This window comes from Treponema sp. OMZ 857, assembly GCF_024181085.1.
Classification (GTDB): Bacteria; Spirochaetota; Spirochaetia; order Treponematales; family Treponemataceae; genus Treponema.
This window is the reverse complement of record NZ_CP051147.1, coordinates 2,548,558-2,569,592: the sequence shown is the minus strand read 5'-3', so window position 1 is coordinate 2,569,592 and position 21,035 is coordinate 2,548,558. Positions and strand designations below refer to the sequence as shown.

Annotated in this window: 15 protein-coding genes; 9 read left to right on the top strand and 6 right to left on the bottom strand. The window is 45.4% G+C overall.

From position 1 onward, the window contains the following. Window positions 1-111: 111 nt before the first annotated feature. From E4N66_RS11540 to E4N66_RS11530, 3 genes are all read left to right on the top strand, one after another. Window positions 112-1,638, top strand: coding sequence for a hemolysin family protein (locus E4N66_RS11540; protein WP_253728129.1), 1,527 nt, complete (start codon window positions 112-114; stop codon window positions 1,636-1,638). Then, window positions 1,635-2,897, top strand: a complete 1,263-nt coding sequence (locus tag E4N66_RS11535; protein WP_253728128.1) for a hemolysin family protein — start codon at window positions 1,635-1,637, stop codon at window positions 2,895-2,897. The genes E4N66_RS11540 and E4N66_RS11535 overlap by 4 nt, the downstream gene beginning before the upstream one ends. Before the next feature lie 311 nt (window positions 2,898-3,208). Then, the gene (locus E4N66_RS11530) at window positions 3,209-4,423 is read left to right on the top strand and encodes a galactokinase (protein ID WP_253728127.1); all 1,215 of its coding nucleotides are present in this window, start codon (window positions 3,209-3,211) and stop codon (window positions 4,421-4,423) included. Window positions 4,424-4,494: 71 nt separating this feature from the next. Here E4N66_RS11530 and E4N66_RS11525 read toward each other — a convergent pair whose 3' ends face one another. Further along, on the bottom strand, window positions 4,495-5,079 hold the full coding sequence (locus E4N66_RS11525) for a DUF4194 domain-containing protein (protein ID WP_253728126.1): 585 nt from the start codon (window positions 5,077-5,079) through the stop codon (window positions 4,495-4,497). A gap of 124 nt (window positions 5,080-5,203) precedes the next feature. Between E4N66_RS11525 and E4N66_RS11520 the strand changes: the two genes are divergently transcribed. The 5 genes from E4N66_RS11520 (at window position 5,204) to E4N66_RS11500 (ending at window position 13,855) form a co-directional block, all read left to right on the top strand. Beyond that, the gene (locus E4N66_RS11520) at window positions 5,204-6,175 is read left to right on the top strand and encodes a Fic family protein (RefSeq protein ID WP_253728125.1); all 972 of its coding nucleotides are present in this window, start codon (window positions 5,204-5,206) and stop codon (window positions 6,173-6,175) included. A gap of 216 nt (window positions 6,176-6,391) precedes the next feature. Then, window positions 6,392-9,796, top strand: a complete 3,405-nt coding sequence (locus E4N66_RS11515) for an ATP-binding protein (RefSeq protein ID WP_253728124.1) — start codon at window positions 6,392-6,394, stop codon at window positions 9,794-9,796. Between the two features lie 190 nt (window positions 9,797-9,986). Next, entirely contained in the window at window positions 9,987-11,330 is a 1,344-nt protein-coding gene (locus E4N66_RS11510; RefSeq protein ID WP_253728123.1) for a DUF3322 and DUF2220 domain-containing protein, read from the top strand. Then, on the top strand, window positions 11,317-12,855 hold the full coding sequence (locus tag E4N66_RS11505; protein ID WP_253728122.1) for a DUF3375 family protein: 1,539 nt from the start codon (window positions 11,317-11,319) through the stop codon (window positions 12,853-12,855). The genes E4N66_RS11510 and E4N66_RS11505 overlap by 14 nt, the downstream gene beginning before the upstream one ends. Before the next feature lie 127 nt (window positions 12,856-12,982). Continuing rightward, entirely contained in the window at window positions 12,983-13,855 is an 873-nt protein-coding gene (locus tag E4N66_RS11500; RefSeq protein WP_253728121.1) for an Rpn family recombination-promoting nuclease/putative transposase, read from the top strand. An 11-nt stretch (window positions 13,856-13,866) separates the two neighbouring features. Here the strand turns inward: E4N66_RS11500 and E4N66_RS11495 are convergent, their stop codons facing one another. From E4N66_RS11495 to E4N66_RS11480, 4 genes are read right to left on the bottom strand one after another with little or no spacing between them, the layout of a single operon-like run. Next, a complete protein-coding gene (locus tag E4N66_RS11495; protein WP_253728120.1) occupies window positions 13,867-14,721 on the bottom strand; it encodes an ABC transporter permease subunit in 855 nt (284 codons plus the stop codon). Continuing rightward, window positions 14,718-15,767, bottom strand: a complete 1,050-nt coding sequence (locus E4N66_RS11490; RefSeq protein ID WP_253728119.1) for an ABC transporter permease — start codon at window positions 15,765-15,767, stop codon at window positions 14,718-14,720. The genes E4N66_RS11495 and E4N66_RS11490 overlap by 4 nt, the downstream gene beginning before the upstream one ends. Next, window positions 15,760-17,406 carry an ATP-binding cassette domain-containing protein gene (locus E4N66_RS11485; RefSeq protein WP_253728118.1) on the bottom strand — a complete coding sequence of 549 codons (1,647 nt, stop codon included), beginning with the start codon at window positions 17,404-17,406 and terminating at the stop codon, window positions 15,760-15,762. The genes E4N66_RS11490 and E4N66_RS11485 overlap by 8 nt, the downstream gene beginning before the upstream one ends. 9 nt (window positions 17,407-17,415) lie before the next feature. Then, complete coding sequence (locus E4N66_RS11480; RefSeq protein ID WP_253728117.1) at window positions 17,416-18,438, bottom strand: BMP family ABC transporter substrate-binding protein; 1,023 nt, start codon at window positions 18,436-18,438, stop codon at window positions 17,416-17,418. A 283-nt stretch (window positions 18,439-18,721) separates the two neighbouring features. On the opposite strand from E4N66_RS11480, the gene E4N66_RS11475 reads away from it, so the two are divergent. After that, window positions 18,722-19,690, top strand: a complete 969-nt coding sequence (locus tag E4N66_RS11475) for a DHH family phosphoesterase (RefSeq protein ID WP_253728116.1) — start codon at window positions 18,722-18,724, stop codon at window positions 19,688-19,690. Between the two features lie 17 nt (window positions 19,691-19,707). Here the strand turns inward: E4N66_RS11475 and E4N66_RS11470 are convergent, their stop codons facing one another. Further along, window positions 19,708-21,033, bottom strand: coding sequence for a sodium-dependent transporter (locus E4N66_RS11470; RefSeq protein WP_253728115.1), 1,326 nt, complete (start codon window positions 21,031-21,033; stop codon window positions 19,708-19,710). Between the last annotated feature and the right edge of the window lie 2 nt (window positions 21,034-21,035).

The window sequence follows — 21,035 nt, the reverse complement described above, 5'->3', positions numbered from 1 at the left end:
AAAGGTGTTATTAATAAAAGGGTATATGCCGTATCGTATTTTGTCAAGCCGGAAGCACTCTTAGTAAAAATTGACATTTTTAACATTTCCTTTTAATATAATCTATCGAATATGGATACTGGAGAACCCCCGCATATAATTTTACTGCTCATCAGTTTATTAGCGCTTTTTTTGCTGTCGATGTTTTTTTCGTCGGCAGAGACGGCGTTCTTATCTTTGAATAAGCTCAAGCTGCGGTTTTTGCGCGAACGAAATAACCGTGCAGCAGCGCGGGCGGAAAAGATTCTGCAAAATAAACAAAAATTTTTATCAACAATTTTGATAGGAAACAGTATTGTCAACATCGCTATATCCGTAGTACTGACTGCCGCCGCGCTGCGGATATTCGGGGATTCAGGGTTGGGTATTGCGGTCGCCGCAGGTACGGTACTGCTATTGATCTTCGGCGAAATTTTGCCTAAGTCGATTGCGTTGGTGTATCCCGATGCTTTGAGCCTTGTCTTTGCCCGCTTTATCTTATTATTGATGGCGATACTCTCGCCGGTTGTTGCACTTTTTTCTGCGATTACCGATGTTTTGCTGCGGCTTTGCGGAATCCGTGAAGCGCAAAACACGGCGGCTGTTACTGAGGCGGATTTACGCGAGTTTTTTCAAGCGCGGGAGGAGGGCGGCTTTATCGGCAGTGATGAACGTATGTTGCTAACGAACATCCTTCGTTACGGCGACTTTTCCGTTCGCAGTGTGATGACGCCGCGGCGTGATATTACGGCAATTCACATCGGGTCATCTGCGGAAGAGATTATAGAGTTGGCAAAAAAATCCCGCTTTTCGCGCTTTCCGGTGTACAGCACAAATATCGATGCAATACAAGGGTTCTTCTATATTAAAGATTTTCTCTTTTCTCCCGAATACTTGGACGGAAGTGCTGCCTTTCAGGTAAGCGCCTATCTGCGTAAACCGCTTTTTGTATTTGAAACAACGAAGCTCGCTCAAGCAGAAAAAAAATTCCATACCGAGCAGCAAACGATGGCGATTGTACTCGATGAGTACGGCGGCACTGCGGGATTGATAACCGTCGAGGATGTCAGCGAAGAAATATTCGGTAGTATTCTTGACGAATATGATGTACGGGAAACTGTCGTACCGGCAGACGCTGCCGTGCAAGCAGGTACAGCTCGACAAACAGATACTGTTGCAAAAGCAGCCGGTGCTGCCGGTGAGGAGGTTGGGGCAGTGCAGCCGTTGCAACCTGGACAAACTGCCGAACCGGCAAACATAGATACCGCAGAGGCGGGCAAGGATACTTACAGTACTGTTGCGGGTGTAAACATACGCGCTGATACGGCGGGAACAGTACAGGCAGGAGCCGGTGATGCGGGTACCGCTCATGATGAAGGCGAAGTAGCGGATGTTTTCTCCATCGCAGGCATTACCCGGCTCGGCGATTTAAACGAAAAGCTGAACCTCAACCTTGAATCGCAGTATAGCGACACCATCGGTGGCTACATTATGGAGAAAGCAGGTGAAATTCCGGCGGCAGGTTATTCGATCACCGTCGAATCCTATCGTTTTACCGTAACAAAGGTTGAAGCAAACCGCATTGAGCAAGTTGAAGTGCGGATGCAGGCGGAAGAATGAATCTTGTTGTTATCAGTGTTGAAATAATTATCCTACTCGCCTGCGCAGCCTTTTTTTCGGGTACCGAAACGGCGGTAACTGCTATTACGCGATCGGAATATCGCAATCTCAAAAAAAGCTCCCGCAGGAATGCTCAACGGTTAGCTCGGTTGGTAGAAATGAAAGAAAAAATCGTTACGACCGCGCTTATCGGCACCAATTTTGTCAACACACTTAATTCGGGGCTTATCACCGCCTTTACCCTCAATGTGTTCGGCGCACAGGCTGTTCCCGCAGCAACTGCAATTATTACCGTACTCATCATCATCCTTGCCGAAATTTTCCCTAAAGCGCTGGCAGCCGAACGGGCGGAATCGATCGGCAAGAAAGCCTCGCTGCCGTTGTATGTGTGTTACACACTGCTCCGCCCCATTGTGGCGGTGTTCTCGCTGCTGACAAAAGCGGTGCTTAAGCTGTGTAATGCCCGCCCGAAAACAACGCCGGATACACTCAAGGAAAAAGATCTTCAACTGCTCGTGCATATCGGGCAAGAAGACGGCGCCCTCGCCGCCGGAGAAGAAGCGCTGTTGCGCAAAGCCGTTTTGCTGCAGGATGTTAAGCTCCGCAATATTATGACGCCGCGTACGGCAATTAGTTACGTTGATTCTGCCGCGACTTTTCCGCAGGTTATCGAGCAGTTCCGCCGCAGCCGTTTTTCCCGCTTGCCTGTCTACGATTCCGAAACAAAGACTGTTACCGGTATTATCCATTATAAGACGCTGCTGTTTGCTTTGCAGGAGCGGCGGGAGCCTGAACTTGAGACTTTGCAGCGTCCTGCGATTTTTGTTCCCGAGGGAGCTTCCATCTTTTCTATTATCAAAGCGATGAATGCCAAGATGCAAAATATCGCAATCGTCATCGATGAACACGGCGGTGTGGCGGGGCTCATTACGATGGATGATATCATTGCTGCGGTGTTCAGTACGGTGCAGGATGAGTACGGCAAGGCGCGAAACGACCCGATGCGTTCGGTGCGTTTTATCAATACTTCGCAGCTTGTCCTCCCCGGTACTTTGCGGCTGGAAGATTGCAACGAATTACTACACACCGATTTTCACTCCGATTATTATGACACGCTCGGCGGTTTTCTACTTGAAAAATGGGGATATTTGCCGCATACTAATAAAAGGATCACCTGCGGACGGATAACGTTTACCGTTACTCATATTATCAATAGACGAATCGATACCGTCATCGCAGACCTTTCATCGGTACTGTAAGCGGCTGCTTATAAGACATCCGCCTCAAAATGCCGAAAATAATAGTAACCGTTGGACAACAGAATAAGGCAACCGTACCAAAAATATTTCAAACGGTTGCTTACCTTTTGTGTGAAATTTTGTCAAAAATTTCACACAGTTTATTTTATTTAGCAGAAGGATTATCACAACAGACAGATAAATCAGAATCGCAGAATAATGAGGTTGAGTAACCATTTGAACCGCAGGTTCAATTCTGGTTAAGCAACCTCATTATTCTGCGGGGTTGTTAAAAAACAGTCTGCTGTGATAATCCTAAAGGGAGGGGCGCTATGACACAGCATGAGTTTATACAGTTTTTAACCGATTTGCCGGAAGAACAGATGAAGGCGGAATTGACAAAGGCTTTTACCGAGCGGTACGGAGCAGGTACGGAAGAAATCATGATGATTGCCTCCCCTGCCCGTATCAATATTATCGGAGAGCATATTGATTATAACGGCGGGAAGGTGTTCCCTGCGGCGATCGATCGGTACCTCTATGTGCTGCTGCGCAAGAGAGACGATACAACGATTATCTATGATGATATACGGTTTCCGGGTGCACTTGAATTTTCTTCTACGGAAACCTTCTGCTACCGGAGAGAAAATCAATATGCGAACTATCTGAATGGTATGCTCGCGATGCTGCAAAAAGGCGGATACAAACTGACAAGCGGTTTTGAGGTACTGTTTTTTAGCAAGTTGCCGGCAGGCGGCGGTATTTCTTCGTCGGCTGCGCTGGAAGTCGGCTTCGGGCGGGCAGTCGCCGAATTGTTCGGCTTTAAGGTTGATGCGGTAGAACTTGCTAAAATGGGGCAAGAGTCCGAGCATGTTTTTATGAATATGCAGTGCGGAATTATGGATCAGTTCAGTATTGCAATGGGTAAAAAAGAATGTGCGATGCTGCTTGATACGGCAACGCTTGAGTATGAATATGTACCGCTTGTTCTGGGTGATTACCGTATTGTTGTGATGAACTCCAATAAGCAACGTGCGCTTGTGGACTCAAAGTATAATGAACGCTGCGCCGAATGTATGGAAGGACTTGCTCTTTTACAGAAGATTAAGCCTATTTATAACCTCTGTGACTTGACCTCTGCTGATTTGAGTGCGGTTGAGGCGGCAATAGCCGATGAGCGTATCTATAAACGGGTGCGCCATTGTATTACGGAAAACGAACGGGTACTTGCAGCGGTTGCGGCGCTAAAAGCCGGTAACTTGCCGAAACTCGGCGAGCTGCTCAAGGCGTCCCATGACTCGCTGCGGCGCGACTATGAAGTCACCGGTCTTGAACTTGATACGCTCGCCGATGCTGCTAATGCTGAACCGTGTTGCTTAGGTGCGCGGATGACCGGCGCGGGATTCGGCGGTTGTGCCATTGCCTTAGTGCAAAAAGATGCCGTTGCGGAATTTACTGCTCGTGTCGGCAAAGCCTACACCGAAAAAACAGGACTGACAGCTTCCTTTTTTGCCTGCGAGGCAGGGGACGGTGCGCGTCGGGTTTAAAGGTCTGCCCAACTATTAAAACTCACGAAAAGAGCAAACCGGCTGCCGGGAAATATTGGTTTAGCCGGTTTCTAAAGCTTTTGCAGCCGCTCTTTGAATTCGGCTAAGAAATCGACACTGACTTTTGCCCGTATTATTCTGCGGACTTCATATGCGGGGTCGATATCTGCATCGCCGGTTTTGCTGAGGTCTTTTTCGCTCAAGTTTTTAAGAAAGCCCATATCGACAGCTTGATTTAAATACCTATTTAATTCTTTATAGAGTTTTGTTTGATCGGTTTTTTCTTTAAAATAGATGGAAAGCATTCCACGGATTTCACTTGCTTTAAGTACTAAAATTGAAGATGTGTTTTGAGAAACATCGAACTGCTCCAAGGCCTCCCTCAACAGTACACACAGCAATGATAACTCAAATGACAGCGGATAATGCCGGATAAGTTTGACAGCTTTAGAATCCCCTTCTTCGCTCTCTTTTTGCTCTAAAAATGCGTAGCCGTCGGCCGGTTCAATAAAGAGGCTGATACCAATTTGGTCAAAATATGCGGCAATTTCACGCTGGTATTGCTGCAAGAGCTTCCATGCCTCAGGTTCCTCATTTTCGTAAATAGCCCCTTGTAACAATTTTATACAGACTGCTGCCCACTGTGCCGTCATCATTCAGCCTCCTATGACTGCTCTCCTTTTTCACAGTCAGTATATCCTTTTTTTGAAAGAGTTGCTATTAAAAAACATAAAAGTGCAAGGTAGAGAAATTGTCAAAAATCCGGTATAATGAATACAAATGCAATACGAACCGCCGTTTAAAATTACCTCAAAAGCGATCAATCTTATTTCTCAGATAGCTGCCGCAATGGAGCGGTTGAAGATCAGATTTGAACAGTCTGATAGCGTATGCTTGCGGAAAATCAATAGGATGAAAACGATACAGGGTTCGCTTGCGATCGAAGGGAACACACTAACGGAAGAACAAGTTACGGCTCTCATTGAAGGAAAGCATATCATCGCGCCGGTAAAAGAGGTACAAGAAGTCAAAAATGCAATTCAAGCCTATGAACAATGTATGTCCTTTAACCCTTATAAAAAAGAGGACTTACTTGCAGCACATAAATTGATGACGTTTGGTCTTGTGGATCATCCGGGGCATTTTAGGTACGGCGGTGTCTGTATTGCGGGAAAAGACGGCATCAGTCATATTGCTCCTCCTGCCGATCGGGTACCCTTTTTGATGGATGATTTATTTCAATGGCTCAAAGATACGGACGCTCATCCGCTTATTAAAAGCAGTGTATTTCATTACGAGTTTGAATTTATTCATCCCTTTGAAGACGGTAACGGCAGAATGGGGAGGCTCTGGCATTCACGTATTCTAGCAGAATGGAATCCATTGTTTATACATCTGCCGATAGAAAATATGATTTTAAAGAATCAGGCTGCCTATTACAGAGCATTGGAACACAGTACGGCAGCAAACGACTCCGGGATTTTTATAGACTTTATGCTTGAAATCATTATGCAAACGATACAAGAAAATAAACAGGATGATACTGTAAATGATACTGTAAATGATACTGTAAATATGATTTTAACCTGTATTAAAGAAAATCCTGCTATTTCCTACGAAGAACTTGCAAAAAAAACAGGAAAATCGCGGATAACAATAAGTCGCAAACTTGCAGAGTTAAAAAAAGCAGGACACATCACCCGTGTCGGCGCCGATAAAAACGGATACTGGCGTGTTGAAGAGAATAACTAAGGATAATAATAGGGTAATAGTTAATGTTTACGGAACGGCCTATTTTTTTTCAAAACAAGCAAGGTAAACACATCAGCCACCCAGACCACATATCGCAAAATAAGAGGTTGGAACACCATTTGAGCCGCAAAGTGGCGAAACTCTGGTGGTACAGCCTCTCATTTTGCGGGAATATACTCCAAAATGGCTGATGCGTTTACCTTAGGAGAACGGCTAATGCAATTTGATTTATTGAAAACCGAAGATATTGATAAAAACGGAATGTATCTTGATTTTTTTCAAGTATACAACTGGGGTGTTTTTGATTCAAAAGTGTATACGATGCGGTGCGGAAAAAAGGCGACGCTGTTGACCGGTTTAAACGGTTCCGGGAAGACGACGCTGGTGGATGCTTTTTTGTCGCTTATCGTGCCGCCGCGGCAGCGCTTTTATAACCAATCTGCCGGAGCGGAGAGCAAACGGGAACGTGATGAAATCAGCTATGTGCTGGGTACGTATGGGAACAAACGCGAGGAAGAATTTACCTCCGGCACTGCAAAAAATTTACGCACAAAAGAAAATTGTATTTCTATTTTGCTCGGCTGCTTTGTGTTGGGAGATGATCAAAGGCCGATAACGCTTATGCAAGTGCGGTTTTTTTCCGGCGGCGGAGCCTTGCAAAAAATCTATTCGATAACACATACGCGGCTTTCAATTGAAGAGATACAAAAAGCAGGGATTGATTTTACACCGCAGAGCAATTGGAAAAAACGCATGACCGAAGTATTCGGAACCAAATTTTACGTCGATAATTATGCCCCGTATGCAGAAGCATTCTCTCAGCTTGCAGGTTTACGTTCGGATCGGGCTCTCTATCTTTTTTCGCAAACGGTTGGACTGAAAGGAGTCGGCAACTTAAATGACTTTATCAGAACCTATATGTTTGAAAGTCGCGATACCGAACGCGATTTTGATGATTTGGTAAAGCATTACGAAGAGCTTTCTCAGATATACAACGAGATAGAAAAAGCACAAGAACAGCTCAGACTACTGCAGGAAATTTTAGATGCCGGAAAAATATTTGAAGACTGCGAGCAAAAGAATAGAACATTAAAACAGTTCAAAATGATTTTACAGTTGTGGTATATACAAACGGTCCTGGATACGATTACAAAACGAATAGTTGTTTTACAACAAGAAAAGTTGCTCGCTGATAATAAAAGAAATATACTTGAAGCTGAAATAAAACAGCTTGAGGCCGATATGGATTCGCTCAAAGCAGTTATTCAAAAAAACAGCACGGCAATTCTGATCAAAGAAATTGAATATAAAATTCAATCTGTTGAATTAAAATTGCAGACATGCCGGAATAATGTGCGGGACTATGAACAGTGCGCCCGTGTTTTATCTTTGGAAGTTCCGCAAACGGAAAAGAAATTTAACGAAAATATCAAATTGCTGCCGGAATTAAAAAAACAGCTGAGTGCGGAAAGAGATTTGCTGTATAAATCAAGCCTTGAACGGAATGCGCAAAATCAGGAAAATAAAAAAGAAAAACAAGCAATTATCGAAGAATTGGAATCGCTGAGTAAACGGACAACGAATATCCCTGCGCATAATATCGGGATACGGGATCAAATATGCGCACATATCGGCTGCTCGGAAAAAGAACTGGTGTTTGCCGGAGAGCTATTGCAGGTCGCAAAAGAAGAAAGCCGATGGGAAGCCGCGATAGAAAAACTGCTGCATAACTTTGCGTTATGTCTGCTGGTGCCTCCTCACCTCTATACAAAAGTGAATACGTATGCGGCAACACATAATTTACGGGGACGGCTCGTCTACCTTAAAACAGATACCAAACCGCAGCTGAAAAAGAGTTTCCCTGAAAAAAATTCACTTATTGCGAAATTAGAGATACAAAAAAAGCATGAACTTTCCGATTGGCTTGAAGCGTATCTGTATGACACATTCGATTATATTTGTACTGATGATACGGAAGCATTTAGCAGGGCAGCCAAGGCGCTTACCTCGACGGGTTTAATTAAGTCAAAAATACGCCATGAAAAAGACGACCGCCCGCAGCAGCCGGGTCGGCAAGCATTTGTGCTTGGCTGGGATAATATTCAAAAGCGGCAGGAACTTTCGTTCAGCTTAAAAAAACTGCAAAACGAAATTGCGAAAGACGATATCGCTCTGGAAGACAGCAAGAAAAAACAAGATGATATAACCGATCAGCTTACTATTTTAGCCGGCTTGGAAAAAGTTCAATTCTGGGATGATCTTGATGTGCAGAAATATTCAGCTGCATTGAATGCGTCTCTTGAAGAAAAGGAAGCTATCCTCCGCGGAGACAAAGAATTGCGGCAGCTTGAAAATAAATTGCAAGGTTTGCAAATTGAGAAGCAAACAAAAGAAGAAGCGCGTACCGGTTATATTGAAACATCGTCAAAAGCGGAACAACAGCTGACGGATATCCGCATCAAAGAGGAACGCTGTACCGCTCAGTTGAATCAGTATGCCGATAAGGAAAGTGAAGAAACACAAAAAGCGCTCGCTGTTTTTGCAGAACATTTCAGTGTACAAAAAACTTTTGAACAGCCTGAAGCCGTTGATACCGAACGGGATCGGATTGAATTGGCATTGAATAAAGAGAGCGAACAGGCAGAAACAGCTGTCAGAAATGCAGAGCGGAAAGTCCGCGAAAAAATGTCCGCAGTGAAAAACCCTAAGCCGGATATAAAACGAAAGTTTCCGTCGTGGGAGGCTGATGTACGGGACTTCCAAGCAGAAGTATCGGGGCTTGCAGACTTTCAAGCCTTTTACGATCGAGTGAACCGCGATGATTTACCTTCGTGCCGGAAAAAATTTAAGCTTATTTTTAATGAGCACGTAAAAAACGATATTACCAATTTTAAGACCATACTTGATACCGGACGTCAGCAGATTATTGTCGGAATAGAGGAATTGAATAAAAGCTTAAAAACAATTCCCTACAGCAAAAATCCTCCGACGTATATCAAGCTGGAAAATCGCAAAACAACCGATCAGTCCATAAAAGATTTTCAGGCTCTGTTGTTAGCCGCATTGCCTGACTCCGCATCCATCTTTAACCGCACATCCGGTTCGGAATTTGAAGAGTATAAAAAAATTGAAACGCTGATTGCCTACTTAAAAGAAAATGATCCGCGCCGTAAAAAAGTGCTGGATGTGCGCCAGTGGTTTAATTTTGCCGCTATTGAATATTATCTCAACGACAATACGCAAAAACAATATTACGAAGATTCTGCAAGTTTGTCGGGCGGAGAAAAATCAAAATTAACCTATACGATTTTAGCATCGGCAATTGCATTTCAATTCGGCATTACCGGCGGAGAAGGATGTTCGTTACGGCTGGTGATCATCGATGAGGTATTCAGTAAAATCGATATGGACAATTCGTGCTATGCAATGGAGCTGTTTAAAGAGATCGGACTCCAGATGATTCTCGTAACACCGATGGATAAAATCAACATCGTAGAAGATTATATCGCATCGGTTCACATTACCGAAAAGCATAACGATAATACCTCGCGCCTACTGAATATCACGATTGACCGGTATCAAAAAGAAAAGGAAAGAGTAACTACAAGCGGTATATTGTAAGGGGTATTATTTTCACGGTATGAGGTAAATGCATCAGATAGTATTGCTGATACGTTTGTAATGATACTTGCATTAAATAGAATCACCGCCTTTGAAAATAGACGGTGTAGATACAAGGAGATAGCTGAAAATAAAGCGGAGGCGTATCTTTGATACGTTGAGCATTTATTTTCAGCGTATGACGCAGTAGATGCGCCGTATATTTTCAAAGGACAGTATGATTAGCGTTGACGAGATCAGAAAAAAAGCCGAGCATAAATTCGTACCGTATCTGTATTCCGTACTTAATGGAGACGACGCTTTTTTTCCGTTGCATATTCCGGCGGCACGAGGTTCCGCAAAGGATGATTTTGCCATGCGGAAAACGGAAGCGGAAAAACTGTACCGGCATTCAAAGCAGGTAAAGGGATTCGGCTACACGGTGGTGAGCTCTGTCGTTAAAACCCGCAGCAAGGGCATGCAGACCGTTATTGAAAAAATCCTATTTGAAAGCGAAGCTGATTTTTTGCGATTTATTCAAAAAGAAACGGAAGCCTGCAATTTCAAAACAAATCTCGAACATATTAAAACGCAATGCCTCAAACTTGATGCTGCAGATATTATGCATAACTGGACGGTCAAGCATAGCTCCGTTTTAACCGAGTCGTTTGAGGCACAGTATTGGAAGCAGCTTTTTTTATGCGCGGATTGGTTTATACATCATAGCCCGTGCGGATTATATCTGCGCGAAATTCCGCTTCCGGTACACACAAAGTTTATCGAACAAAACCGTGCACTCATTTTCTCGCTCTATTGTGCACTCAAAAGCGATAGGCATCGAGATGAAACCGGTGGACAGAGCAGTGATAGAGCACAACCGCTCGCTGCTGAATCCTGCAATGGATGTAGCGCGGGAGAAAAAGTAACGAAATTACAAAACACTACGGAAGCTATATATGCCGAATGGGGAGTTCGCACGGCACCGTCGTTTATCCGTCTCCGTTTATTGGATGATATAATCAGCGTAACTATTGCGGGAGAAACGCTCAAAAGTAGTGAAGTACAACTACCGCTTGAAGCGTTTGCAACACTTCGCTTTAATTCCGTCGATACTATTTTTATTGTTGAAAATCTGCTGGTGTATTTAACATTCCCCGCCGTTCCTAAAGGGCTCTGTATTTTCGGTTCGGGATTTGCCGCCGTACAATTACAGCACAATATCCATCTACGTCAAAAGAAGCTCTATTACTTCGGGGATATAGACGAACACGGTTTTGAAATCCTGTCGGAATTTCGCGCAATCTTTCCGGACGTTACCTCATTTTGTATGGATAGCACAACTTACCAAACATTCGCGCAGTTTGCCGTTCCCGGAAAATCCTCTAAGCGGAATAGCGCAGACCTCTATCTCACCGCCGAAGAGTTAACCCTTTTCCGTTATTTGCGGGAACACCCGAAGTGCAACAGACTTGAGCAGGAACGCCTTCCGCAGGATTTTATCAAGGAAAGACTCGCATCACTTATAACGATAAGGAATAGTTATGCAAAGCTCTGACAGTGCATATATAGCAACCTTAATTGCGGAAGATTCGGGTTTGCGGCTTTTACGTTCAAAGAATCCCGCACCGGTTATTTCATTTCTTTTTAAAATATTTAGAGAGCGGAATCTGCAAACGATTAATGCCGATCGATTTGAAACGCTGCTGGCGGATTTTTTGCGGTCGCAGGAATTTTCCGGACTTGACAATAGCAGTATCGACGATTGGTATGATGGGGAAACAGCAGAAATACAAAACAGCGAAGAGTTCAGACTCGCAATGCAAAGCATCGAGGCGCGCGCCCATTTTTTAGCGAATAAATGGTGTTCGGAAAAGGCCGGCTATATCAAAAAATACTATAATGAGCGGCAGGATGTGATTATCGAACTGAGCGCGGGGGTGGAACGGCTGTTTACCTGGCTTGATACGATGGATTCAAAAACGTTTATCGGTACAGAATCCCGCTTTCAAGATATTCTGCATAAACTCAGAGAGCTTTCGGAAAACACTACGCACGATCCTCAAACACAAATTGCAGAACTTGAAAAACAGAAAGAAGCATTGCAGCAACGTATAGATGCAATTAAAACAACCGGAGAGGTGGAAGTGTATACGCCGGTGCAAATGGTTGAACGGTTACGTGAAGTTTCAAAAGCGGCACGCGAACTCTTATCGGATTTCCGGCAGGTAGAAGAAAATTTTAAAACCATTCTTGCTGATGTATACAAAAAACAGTCGGTGAGCGAAACAAAAGGCGCGGTGCTTGGCTACGCCCTTGATGCCAATTTGGAAATGAAGGAAACTCCGCAGGGGCAAACCTTCGATTCTTTTTGGGATTTTCTTGCAGCCGATGCCGGTAAAAACGAGATCAATCACTTAACCCGGACGATTATCGCACAGGTAACCGAGCATGGCATTGCATGGGAGGATTCTTTCCTGCTGCACCTCAAGCAATATCTGCATGAAGCGGGACGGAAGATTATCGACACCAACCATTCACTGACGCACCGGCTCAACCGTGTGCTGCTTTCGCGTGACTGCGGTGATCACAAACAGCTGACCGAACTTATTGCTTTTATCAAGACGAAAGCCTTTGAATTAGCCGAACGTGATATTGTTTTTCCTGATGATTTTTATATTCAGACCAGGCTGAAACTCTCTTTCCCGCAGGCACGGACGCTTATTCTTCCGCCGCTTAACCAAAGCTTTGAACCGATCGTATCATTCACCGAGCAAGAGTCGGCAGCGCTGCTGCAGCGAAGCGGTATTTTTAATCAATTTTATATTGATGAAGCCTTGCTCAAAAAACATATTGAACAGTATCGCAGTCAATTTCTCCATAGCGCCGTTCAATTTTCGCTGCACGACTTGAGCGAAAAATTCCCGATAGAAAAAGGTCTTTCCGAAGTCGCCGCCTATTTTGCCCTTGCGCCGAAACTCAAACCCGCCGCCGTTATCCTCGATGATGCAACCGAGCGGATTACATACACATACAACGGCAAGTCCGTAGCACTGACAGTGCCTAAGATTCTATTCGGGTAGCAATAATGGGTAATGATGCCATTACCGAAGCCTTTATGTCTTTTAAATTATAGAAAAATACCCTATCACCTTTAATTTTCTTAGCCAAAAATCTCCAAAAGTCGCATAAGTACTGTAGGAGGTGAGAATGAGAAAATCTATTATAACTCAGCAGTTGCGTTTTACCGCTCGAAACGATTACGCATTCAAAAAGCTTTTTGGTAGCGAAGAAAACAAAGATATTATGATTGAGTTTATCTCATTGGTTACGAGTTTGGGTAAAGATGATTTTGATGATGTCCGTATCGAGAATACCGAACAGCTTCCGCGTTTCTATAAAGAAAAAACCGGTCGGCTCGACATAAAAATTCGTTTAAAAGACGGCCGCAAAATTGATGTAGAAATGCAGAATACTTACTTTGACTATTACCCGAAGCGCAGTATCTTTTATTGTTCTAAACTGATCCATGAGCATTTCAGCAGTGGTTTACAGTATGGAAATTTAAAAAAATGTATTGCAATCAATGTAGTGAATAGCCCTTTTAAGCTAAGTCGGAAAGTACATTCGATCTATCAGATACGGGAAAGTGAAGAGCAAACACTCTTAGATGAGTTATTAGAGATTCACTTTTTAGACTTAACAAAGCTACAAAAAGATAATTTGACAAGCCTAGAAAAATGGCTTATGTTTATCAAAACAGACAGCAAGGAGAAGAGAGCAATGCTTGCACAGGGAAATGCGGTAATGACGAAAGCAAACCAAGTGATGGATATTTTTTATCTTGATGAGCAAGAACGGAAACGGTATGAAGCAGCATGGGAATATGAGAGCGATCGGTTATCGATGATAAGCGAATCGGAGAGAAAAGGGCTTGAGCGTGGCCTTGCCGAAGGCGAGGCACGCGGTTCCCGCCAAGCAAAGCTCGAAACAGCAAAAACAATGCTTACTATGGGCTATCCGCTTGACGATATTTGCAAAATTGCAGGACTCAGCCAAGCCGAGGTGGAAGCGATAAGATAATTCCTTATCAATCATTTCCCCCTATACCGCTTCCATAGGCGGATAATCAGCTTTTCGGCGATAATCAGGAAGAGTCCGAGCACGAAAGGCAGGCCGATTAAAAGCGCCGGATGTTCCATACCGATCTGCGCCGCCGCGATGGTGTTTTCAAGATAGACGAACAGCAGCGCGGCGCAGATTGTTCCGATAACGGAGCGTCCTCCTGCATACGCAAGCACAAGGGCAATCCACCCCTTGCCGGCGCTTTGGTTTGGAACAAAGGCTCCCAGCTGGAGGGATAACAGGCAGCCTGCCAACGCCGCTGCCGCCCCGGACATACCCATTGCCGCTATCTTTAACCGTGCGGTATGCACCCCAATCGAATCCAAAAATGCAGAGTCTTTTCCGAGAATCTTTATCCGCAAGCCTGTTTTGGTGTAGCGGCAAAAGAGCGCAAGTCCGAGGCCGGTCAAAACGGCGAGCGCTGCGCTCACCGTTTTGACGAGCTGCGGCTGAAGCAGCAGCTCCGGCGGCAGCGCAACGATGCTCCGGTTACCGAAAAACCGTGTGCTCAGTATCGAAACAAAGCCTGCGGCGGTTAAGTTTACCGCAAGTCCGAGTATGTAGATATTGGCTTTACGATAGATAGCAAGATAGGTAATAAACATACTCAACCCTGCACCCAACGCAAGCGAGACGGCAAGTCCCGGAATAAGACCGCCGAGGCTTTCGGTTAATAGAATTCCGCCGATTCCCGTAAAGGCGCTTAAAAGCATCAGTCCTTCTATCCCGACATTCAACAGCCCTGCATATTCCGAAACGAGGGCAGCGCAGGCGGCAATCAGCAGCGGCGCGGCTTGTGCAATCAAAGTAATCGCGGTTATCATAAAGGTTTTCTCCCTCGTTTTTGCCGGAAAAAATCAACCGTTATCAATATAAACGCAATCCCCTGCACAATTGACGAAAGGTCAAAAGAAGTGCTTGTCTGGAGCATCGCAGCCTTGCCGCCTGCTTCCATCCACGCAAAAAAGAGCGCGCCGAATACCGCACCCAACGGATGATTGCGTCCGATAAGCGCTGCGGAGATGCCGCTCCAGCCCAGTCCCGATGTAATGCCCGCATAAACATAGTGCCGCGAGCCGTATACGCTGAATGCGCCCGCAAGTCCGTGGGATGCTGCGCCGAATGTCAGCGCCAAGACTGAAATCGAGCCGACTTTAATTCCTTGGGATTGTGCGAAGGCGCGGTTATTGCCGGTTAATCCGAGTTCGTAACCGTAGCGGGTACGCTTGAACATCCAGAAAAGCAGCGCCGTTATTATCACCGTAAAAAAGATGCTGCTATTCAATGTCGAAGGATTCCAAAAGGAAGTGAAGAACCACGCTTCGCTTGTATACGGGGTTGCCATCAGATTGCTTGAGGAATCCCTGAATATGTCATTCACGCCGTAGTCGATGAGCGGGAGCAGTGCGCATGATAATAAATAGGTGCTGATCAGTTCGGTAATGCCGAGAAATTGTTTCAAAAAAGCGGAAATAAAACCTAAAACGCCGGAGCAAAGAGCTGCGAGTATGCATCCGGTGATAAGGCCGAAGGGCTGCGGGAACTGGGGAGTCAGCAATGCGAATTCTACCGCGATAAACGAGGCGAGATACGCTTGCCCTTCACCGCCGAGGTTGAAAAAGCCTGCCTTTGCCGGAAGGATAAAACCCATTGCGCAGAGCAAAATGAGGGAGGCTTGGTCGAGCATATTGCCGAAATAAAACGTATTGGTGAAAGGGGAAATAAAAAACGCGATGAGCGTTTCGAGCGGTTCCTCGCTCTGCGCCGCCAAACAGATTGCCGCTGCGGTTGCACTTGCGGTTACCGAAATAATACTGTTTAAAAGCGGGGCTGCTTTTTTGAGACGGTGTTGTTGCGTATCTTTATTCATCTTTACTCGCCTGCATCATCGCCGCAATGATTTCCGCGCGGTTATATGCGGAACGTTCCATAAAGCGGGTCAGGACACCGCGGTATAATACATGAATACGGTCGCAGGTTTCAAGCGCAGCGTCTACGTCCGAGGTGAGCACGATAACCGCCGCCCCCTTTTCAGCGAGATTGCGGAGCCGCTGCAGCAGCGCAAGCTGTACCTTCCTGTCCAGCCCCCAGTAGGGTTCGGCACAGATAACCAACTGCGGCGGCGGATTGTCGAGTTCGCGGCTGAAAATCAGTTTTTGGATCATACCGCCGGATAAGCTCAACACCGAATCTTTCCACGAACGGGGAATATCGAATGAACAGCTGCGCTTCCATGCTTCAACCGCTGCGGGGGAGTAAATACCGAAGCGGTACAGCAAGGCGCGTGCGCGGACGTAGAGGTTTTCCGCAATGCTGTGTCTGCCGGCAATGCCGTTCCTCATCCGCTTGCTGGGGATGTAGGCGTAGGTTTCGCGCGGTATGCGGCTCAGGGGCTGCCCGTCAAACCGGATAGTACCGCTGTCCGGCTTGAGCGTGTTGACCAGTAGATATTCTAAAAGCTCCAGCCCCTGTTTTTTTATGCCGACGACGCCGGTTATCTTTCCGTGCGGAACATCGATTGAAAAATCCGAAAAGCGGACTCCTCTGCTGCTGACGGCGGCAACATGCGAAACGGTCAGCCCCGCCGCCGGTTTTGCCGAAGGATTCTGAAACTGCGATGTAGAAGAACTTTGGAACTGCGATGCCGGAGAGACCGTGTCGGGTTGCGGCGTATTTGTATGCGATGGAGTAGTAATGTTTGATGAACCGGCGGCTGTACCGGAGTCGGCTTGAATCGGCGGAGTATCCGATGCTGCTTTGGCGGCAGTCCATTCCGCCTGTTCGGAACCGAAAATTTCTTGCAGCAGGAGGTTTGCGTTTACGGTAGAATCGATCGAACCGTTCCAAACCGTCTTGCCGTTCCGCAGAATATGCACCGTGTCCATAAAGCTCAACACTTCTTGAATGCGGTGTGTTACTACGATAATACACGCGCCCCTGTCCGCGCAGCTGCGGAGTATGCCGTATAGCTGGGTAATTTCCTGCGGACTAAAGGAGGCGGACGGTTCGTCCAAAAAGAATACGGAAGGATTTTTAAGCAGCGCTTCTCCGATTGCCGCCCAGTGCAGCTGCGCCGTATCGAGCGTTTCCGCTTTTTGGGTGAGCGGCAGCACGATACCGTAGCAGGCGAGCGCCGTCGCAATTGCGTTTTGAGTTTTTTGGGGCGAAAGAAAGTCAGAAGCGATATCTTTTGCAGTATGTAATCCGATTGCAAGATTTTCCCATACCGTAAGCTCCGCCGAAAGCTGCGGATGCTGCGGCGTCAGCACAAGACCCCGTGCAATACCGTCCGCAGCGGAACGTAAGTTCAGCGCTTCACCATTGTAAAGGATGCGCCCGCTGTCCGGCTGTAAATGACCGGTACAGAGGCGGGCAAGCGTTGACTTTCCGGCGCCGTTTTCGCCTAACAGCGCATGTATCTTACCTGCCTCAAACTCAATGCTTACCCCGTCTACAGCGGTAATACCGTTTTCCGGAAACGTAAAGCGTAAGTTTTCCGTCGAAAACACAAAGGCATCCTAGTGAGCGGATAAGGTCAATGCTCCGGTTTTAACGCCGTCTATCAGTTGTTTTACTTTTTGAGTAATGTCTGCCGGTACGGCGGAAGGTACTCCTTCAAAGGCAAAGTTTACCGCACCGTCTTTTATGCCGAGTTCTGCCGATGTGCCGAACTCCAAGCGTCCTTCCCCAAAGGCAATCACGGAATCGGTACAGGCTGTCTTTTGGCTGACCTCCGTTGAGCCGACGACAATGTCCTTCCCGTAGGAATAGCCCGGCCGGTCAAACCACATCACATACGCGCCGTGTTCCCGGGCGGCTGCCACAACGCCGGCATTTCCGCCGCCGCAGATTGTTAAGATGACATCCACATTGTTTTTAATCATCGAAGCGGCAAGCTCGGAGGCTTTTGCTGCGTCATACCAATTACCGAGGACACGGAAATCCAGCTCAAAGTTTTTATTGACGGCTTTTGCTCCGTCCAAGTAGCCTTTCCGGATTTTGTCATTCATAACCGGAAATTCCTGCCCGGCGAGAAGACCGATCTTATACGCAGCATTTGCATTCTTCATCGAACTGCTGCTGATGAGCGCAGCGTAGTAACCGTTGAGGTAACCCTGTTCGTACTGATTAAATCCGACGGTTTTTATTTGAGCGTTTCCGGCAAGGTAGCCGTCCAACAGCAAGAATTTTTGCTTGGGAGCGGATTGCAGCACCTTTTCTGCAATGGCCGGCAACGAAGGATTGGAACTGATAATGAGATCATACTTTTTGCTTAAGGCAAGCGCCGTCAATCCGTTTTGCCATTCTCCCTGATTCACACCGCCTTCTACAACCTTGACGGTAATCGGTGTACCTTTTTTATCCAGCTGCGCCTTCGCGTCTTGCACACCCTCTACGAGCAATTCATACGTCGGGTTTCCTTTGACAATTCCAGGTACGAAGACCGCAACGGAAACCGTTTTAGGTTTTGCAAAAAGCGGTACGCCTGCAATTAAGGCGATACTACAACCGAGTATGATGATTTTTTGTTTTAACGTCATGTTACACTCCTACTTACTATATTAACTATATTAATTATGAATAAAGCGATTAAAAATAGTAAAATTGTTAATCGGCAGGTACATACCGTACAATATTTCTCTATTCTTGTCTAGGATTTTTGACAGAGCAAGGGGGAGCTGCGTCAGACTATTTTTAACAGTCCCATAGAATAATAATGCCTATTTGTCCTCTCCTTTAATAAGTTACACCGAATTGTTACGATTGGAAAATACCTCTTTTTATGCTATAATGTTATCTACTTTACTTTAGGATTATTCTTTTATGGAAGAAAATTTATCTACGCTTTGTTCGGTTTTAAGCAAAGACCAACCGGTACTTATACAAACGCATGATTTTCCGGATCATGATGCCCTCGGTGCGGCGTATGCTCTTTTAAAACTTTTAGAAAGTTACGGCTACAAAGTAGAGATTGCTTATGGCGGTCATATTCAAAGTCTATCTTTAATAGAATTTGTAGAATATTTAGCTTATCCTCTTTTAAAACTTGATGAAATTGCTGATTTAAAAAAATACCAAGTTGTAATTGTAGACGGCTCCCCTTTTAAGGGAACCGTAAAAAAGGTAGGCGGTATCTTAAAGGCCGTAATAGATCACCATCCGGCACGAATGCAGTCTACAGCAGCTTATACGGATATAAGGGCGGGAATCGGAGCCTGTTCTTCTATTATTTGGTCTTATTGGAAAGAATCGGGAAAAGAATATGACGGAATGACTGCGACAGCAATGATTGCAGGTATACAGCTGGATACGGCTTTTTTATCCAGAAGTGTAAACAAACTTGATCTGGATGCTTATTATGAGCTCTACTTTAAATCGGATGTGCAAAAAACATATCAAATGATTAAAACGACCATAAACATCTGTGATCTTGAAGAAATAGGACGGGCTTTTACCGACTATTTACGCATAGATAATTTCTTAATTGTAGAATTAAGTGAAGATTACTCAAGAGCCATTTTGTCGATTGTAGCCGATTTTTTAATTTGGATAAAAGATATTTCTTTTGTTATTGTAATAGAAACAAACGGGCCTGAATACAAACTCTCTGCACGAAGCCGTGATAGCAAGCTTGATGCGGGGTATTTAATTCAAGAAACGGTAAAAGACATGGGGTCTGGAGGAGGCCACGCGCACATGGCTGGCGGAGCGATAGATGCAGATAGATACTGCGGCAAAACCGCATTTTTAAACGCTATCATTGCATTAGCCCATTCTGAACAAAGAAAATAAAACCGATACAAGCAGAATCAACCGATACCGCCGTAGAAAATACCGAGAATATATATGATGACGGTAACGCCGCAGTAAAGATATTTTCCTTGCACAACATACGCGCTGCCGATCGGTTTTAAGCGGCCTTTTGAAACTTCGCGTAACACGAAATCTTTATTGCATACCCAGAAGAACATAATACCGGCAAGTAAGGCTCCGAGCGGAATAATATAAATGCTGATAACATCCATCCATGTACCGAGTATGTTTCCGTCTTCAACAATCAATCCGATAAGAAAACCGAGACCGAGCACAATCAGAAGCGAAACTTTCCGGCTCAGCTTAAACTTTTGCTGCAGCATTTCTACCGGTGTTTCATAGAGATTGATCAGTGAGGTAATTCCGGCGAACAATACCGCAACAAAGAATATAATCGAAAACAGGGTGCCGGCAGGCATTTCTTTAAAGATCATCGGCATGGTGATAAACATCAACGGAGGCCCTGCTGTCGGTTCAAGGTTATACACAAAGACTGCGGGGATAATAACCAATGCCGCAAGTAGCGCTGCAAGCGTATCGAATATCGCCGTGAATTTTGCACTGGTTGGAGCATCTTCATTATCCTTCAAATAGCTGCCGTATACCACAGTACCGCTTCCGGCGAGGGATAACGAAAAGAATGCTTGACCAAGTGCATAAACCCATGTTTTTACATCAGCTAATTTACTCCAGTCTGCTTTAAATAAAAAGGTATATCCGTCAGCTGCTTTCGGTAATGTCGCAACACGAATGGCAAGAATAATAAACAAGCCGAAAAATGCCGGCATCATCACTTTGTTGACTTTTTCGATACCTGATGAAATACCTGCTGCCATAATTATAACGCAACCGATAATTGCGGTACTGTGCCACGGTAAGCTTGAAAGCCGTCCGGCAATGGCTCCGAAGTATGCACCGCTGTTTTCCGCTGCAAGCATGGAACCCGAAAAAGCTCCCGCCGTAAAGCGGATAATCCAGCCGACTACAACCGTATATCCGATTGCAATACCGAGCGAACCGATAACGGGAATCCATCCGATAGCAGCTCCGGAATTATTGCCGCGCATTTGAGTCGCTTTCAGAAACGCACCGTGCGGGCCTGTTCTCATTGCCCGTCCTAAACACATTTCTTCAACAATACCCGTATATCCGATAAAAGTAACAAAGATGACGTAGGGAATTAAAAATGCCGCACCTCCGAACTGCCCGGCACGAAACGGGAACAGCCAGATATTCCCCATACCGACGGCGGAACCGATGCAAGCAAGAATAAATCCAAACTGTGAGCCGAATTGATCGCGCCGTGTTTCTTTATGCATCATAT